This is a genomic window from Leptolyngbya sp. FACHB-36 (assembly GCF_014695955.1).
In the GTDB taxonomy this organism is placed as follows: Bacteria; Cyanobacteriota; Cyanobacteriia; order Leptolyngbyales; family Leptolyngbyaceae; genus FACHB-36.
The window spans coordinates 1-1,866 of record NZ_JACJPG010000452.1; the positions used below are offsets into that span (position 1 = coordinate 1).

At 53.2% G+C, this 1,866-nt stretch carries 2 protein-coding genes; both read left to right on the plus strand.

All coding sequences use genetic code 11. The features are described from left to right. The coding region (locus H6F43_RS12760; RefSeq protein WP_206754559.1) for a PilN domain-containing protein at nucleotides 1-867 on the plus strand (867 nt) is incomplete at its 5' end. Beyond that, nucleotides 864-1,730 (plus strand): hypothetical protein, encoded by an 867-nt coding sequence (locus H6F43_RS12765; protein WP_190343129.1) that lies wholly within the window; start codon nucleotides 864-866, stop codon nucleotides 1,728-1,730. The genes H6F43_RS12760 and H6F43_RS12765, both read left to right, overlap by 4 nt. The last annotated feature ends 136 nt before the right edge of the window (nucleotides 1,731-1,866 follow it).

The following is a 1,866-nucleotide window of genomic DNA, read 5'->3' on the forward strand; positions in this document are numbered from 1 at the left end:
TGTGATATGTACGGGTTGGATATTAACTTTTTAAACGATCGACCGGAATATAAGCCGGATGCGGCGTCGCGAACAAAAACTCGATCAGTCGCGGCGTCGTCAGGCGATCGTCGTCCGCTAGTGCTCGGCGCGATCGCGGCGGTGCTGCTGCCTGCATTAGCGTTGGGGTCGTGGCTGTATCTGCAAAACCGCAATGCGGATCTAGCGCAGCAGCAGGCAGACCTCGATCGTCAACTGGGCGCGCTGGCAGCGCAGAAAAACGAACTCACCAACATCAACAACCAAGCGAAACAAGCTAGGGAAGAGACGACAGCGCTGGCAACGGTGTTTAACCAAATCAAACCTTGGTCTGCCATCCTTCAAGATCTGCGTGATCTGACGCCGAATAATGTTCAAATCACGGCTATTAAGCAGACGGTACCAAGACCAGGACAGGCTGCTCCCCAACCCTCGCCCCGTCCTCAAGCAAATGCGTCTCCCCAGCCAAACGCTGCTCCCAGTCCGGTTGCCGCCTCCACGATTGAAATTAGTGGACTGGCAGAATCGACGGGTGCAGTGGGTGACTACTTGATTCTGCTGCAAAGCTCCAACTTTCTGGATGCCAAAAAAACTGAGCTGATTAAATCGCAGCTTCAGCAAAGTCAGGAGCGACTGCAACTGCCTCGTCTGGGCCAGAATACACAGCGCACTACAACGTTCGATGAAAAGAATCTGCCATCGCTGCCACAAAGGGTGGAGTTTACGGTTCGAACGGCGTTGAACGAGGTGCCCGCATCGGAACTGGTAAGAGAACTCAATCGTAAGGGTGCGGCTGGACTCGTCACCCGAATTGAAGCGCTGCAACGTAAGGGGGTCGTTCAAAAATGACGGTCAGTGATGATTTTATTCCAGGTGATTCTTATGATGCGGGTCCCAATTACCCTGTTGTCTTTGGGATTGCGCTGACGCCGATCGTCAGCGGAGTGCTGCTAGCGCTAGCAGGCTTGGGCATTGCTGCCTACTTGTTCACCAGCCTGGTGCAGCCCGAATGGCAAAGGAACCAAGAGCTAGATGCGCAAGTGCGCGATAAGAATAACCAGCTTGCTCAGCAAGCCGCAATCAAGCAGCAAATTGAAAAGGCGCGAGCTGATTTAGCGGCTGCTGATCGGCAGCGTCGGGATGTGCTTGCTCTGTTTGCCAACGAAGCTAGCCTTGATACGCTGCCGCTGGACCTGAACCGACAGGTAGGTACTCCGTCCCCACGAGAATTTCAACGGCAAGAAAATGCTCGCTTCGCGTCTTGTCCACTAGAAGCAAGACAGAACCGCGCCGACTTCAAGCAGCAGTATGGTGACTTGGTCGTTAAACCGCAGATTCGTCAATTGACCCCTCTTCCGGCTGCTACAGGTGTCGTTAACGATAGCTCCTATGGAGCCTTGGTCAACGGCAAGCTGAAGCGGGAAGCCGCAACCTTCTCATTTGAAGGTAACTTCAGCCAGACCCAGGCGATTCTACGCCGAATTGAACGGTTGCAGCCCTTGCTAGTACTGAAGAATGCCGACATTAGCGTGGGAGGACAAGGCGGGCGACCTCCAAAGTCGTATTACGAGGTGCGTGGTAATCGGGTTCAACTCGTGCCCAATTGTCAACCGGAAGCCAAGATTACGAGTACGTTTCAGCTAGAAGCGCTGGCACCTGTGCCACAAGAGGAAATTAAGGCAAATCAGCCTGCTACTCCGCCAAAGCAGTAACGTGGGCGAATCGTCTGCGACAGTAACCGTCTTGCGGCTCTATATTCAACCGTGTTTTGTTTGAGTGAGGAATGAATTGTGAAACAGTTTCAAGGATTCAACAGAATCATGTTGGGTGGAGCCGCTGTGCTAATAG

Coding starts and splice junctions, on each gene's coding strand:
- H6F43_RS12765 (WP_190343129.1), top strand. CDS start 864: ATGACGGTCAGTGATGATTTTATTCCAGGTGATTCTTATGATGCGGGT.